The 2836-nt window shown below is 33.4% G+C and carries 1 protein-coding gene; it reads right to left on the bottom strand.

Going from position 1 to position 2836, the window contains the following annotated elements:
- Positions 1–150: 150 nt before the first annotated feature.
- A complete protein-coding gene (locus JGH11_RS19640) occupies positions 151–2658 on the bottom strand; it encodes a hypothetical protein (RefSeq protein ID WP_201114603.1) in 2508 nt (835 codons plus the stop codon).
- Positions 2659–2836: the final 178 nt, after the last annotated feature.

The raw sequence follows: 2836 nt of genomic DNA, 5'->3' as shown, positions 1-2836 counted from the left end.
AATTAATATAAAGCCCTAAAATTAGTAAAAAACAGCAAATATATAATTAAATCAAATAAACTATACAAAAAATAAAAGGTGATTATTACAAAAATAAAATCCTCCGATTATATGAAATAACCGGAGGATTTTAGATAATATCTTATTTAGTTACTGTATATTTTCATCATCAGGTAACCCTAAGTCATAAGAAGCCTCACTACTATTCAATTGGTCATGTAGTCCATACTTGCTTACCAACTGAGATATTTCAGGATCCAGAGGCGCACGATATGCTTTAGTCGGATCTAACTCACATGATCTAAGTAGATGCTGTATGGCTTTATTTTCATCATTTGCCCGTATGGCCAGTATTGCTCTCAAATATTCAGTATTACTTGTTTCTTTCAATTTATCTAGCAACTCCAAGGCTTTGGCATTGTATCCCATACAAACAAGACATAAAGCTGTATTATAATCAGGGTAATTAGATAATATATCCAAGGCTTTCCAATATTCTCTGTCTTGCAATAATTTAAGGGCTTTTGCATAGTCAGGACGAACTTCTTTATTAACTGTTATTTCATCTGCCATATCAGGACGAGTCATATTGAATGTTAGCTCAGCTTTATTCAATAAAGGATAGATAGAATCACGAATTATCTTGAAATCTTCCGGATAAGCCTTTTTTAACTCTGATTCACATTGATCTGGATTGACAGCCTGTGTCAACATATCTAATATTTCAGCTTTATTAGGCATGTCTGTTCTTTTTACAATCAGCTTGGCCATTGTATTCCAATCCTCGCCACTAAAACGAGTCTTGAGTATCATATTCATTTCATATTCATCGTCACTTAAAACTCTTGTAAAATAATTTTTCAAGGCTTCAGCACGCTTCATCGATAATTCAATATTTTTATCATAAGAGCCATCCAAAGCTGTAGTTACTCTGATAACAACACTATCCATAAACAGTTTACCTTCTCCTGTAAATGTACGATATGTATTTACAACTTTATCAATTTCAGCCTTATTATCTTTATAATTTATATTGAACGTTGATTTTCCTGTTGCGAACTTAGGATAAACAGTCATACTATTGTACACATCACGATGTACTGTAGTAGTCTTCACTATAAGAGAAGAATCTACCAGTTGTGATAAAGAAGATATAAAATATGACAAAGTATCTGACTGTGGCTGTATAAATTGACTACGATCAATCGCATCAATAGTTGTAGACATAGTTAAACGAAGCCTTTTCATGCCCGGAGATACAGGATAATCTTGCTTATAATAATAAACGAATTGTTGATCGGTCTGTATAACACTATCGAGACGGACATTAGTTTCGTATGGAAAAACAATCAATTCTTTTCTTTTTTCCTCTTGCCTTTCTTTTTTCATTTCATTGAGAGCTATTTGCTCAAACATATAGCGACTTTGCGCAATCTCAATAGAATCTTGATCTGTTAAAGCCTGATTCTTTATCTGTTTCATCTTGCGACCTTCCCTGTATATGTCTCTAAATCTCTCTGGAACATGATTCATGTCCTCTCCATCAAGGACAAGAGTTTTCATATTTTTATCAAATCCTTTCATATAACGGGCATAAGCTCCGACTGTGTCTTTCCCGGTAGCCCAATCTCGCATAACCTGTTCCTTTGCTCTATTGGAATATTCTTTGTAGAAATCTAAACGATAATCATTCTTTTGCTCTACAATCTGTTTGCCTTTCTTCAAATCTCCCGGTTTAGGCACATTCTTCATATAGCGAGCAAAGAATCCTGTTGTATCTTTCCCTTTTGCAACCTCTTTCATTGCCTTTTCACGTGCTTTACGAACATTCTCGTAATATATTTTTTTATCACGTGCCGTTTGCTTTGCAGTCTGCATTGCCTCAACATCATCTTTAGTCGATTTCCATTCTTCAAAGTCTGTCTGACGACTCCACTCTTTATGATATTGTTGATAATAAAAACTTTGTTGAAAAGCAATATCATCCATCACACCTTTATGATCCACAAATACACTATCATACTTAGATTCATCTACTATAGATTTTACATAAGCATCATAATCGGCATATGCCTGTTTTTGTTTATCAGAAAAAGTCTGACCTTTGATTACAACTTCCTTCAAAGGAACAATAGAATCATTGTGTAACAATTTGGGAGCAAGTGTCACTCTAAAATTAGGGGAAAGCAACTCTTTTGGAACTCGTATTACAAAGTCAACATTAACCCTACCATTTTGCTCGGGGGTAAAGCGAGATTTAGCTGTTACAACTACTTCATTCAAATGCTGAACTTCGTTCAGATTAGTCACCTTATCTTCTCCCGTATTGGAACTAATTATCTCAGGGTTTACATAAGTGACTTGTTCTGATATGACAGCCGCACTTTTTTTACCATCTTTATCTACAATAGGTAATTCTATACTAGAACGCTTCGACTGCATAAATAAATCTTTAATTAATGCATCATCTTTAGTTTCCTTGACCTTTATTTTTACAGGTACAATAATATTACCTGCATTAGGATCACGAGACGCACGAATTTCACGAACTGAATGCGAAGCGGCACATGAAATCATTACAGTAAGTGCCATTATTGCAAAAGGCAACGCACAAATAATCAAAAACCTAGAAGATTGTTTGGAAGTCTTTTTTTTCATATAAATATTTTTATCTCTAAATGAAAGTTGTCGTAAAGTTTGTATTATTAAAAACGGTCCAAAGATAGGAATTTATAATAATAATTCTATATATCAGACCTTTATTTTTCGACCAAACCATATTCCCAACATCTAATTTTAACAAATACATGTTTTATTAACATTCAATAATAAAATT

Origin of the sequence: Dysgonomonas sp. Marseille-P4677 (genome assembly GCF_016652235.1) — a bacterium.
Lineage (GTDB): Bacteria > Bacteroidota > Bacteroidia > Bacteroidales > Dysgonomonadaceae > Dysgonomonas.
The sequence above is the reverse complement of the archived record's forward strand: the minus strand, read 5'-3'. Positions and strand labels throughout refer to the sequence as shown.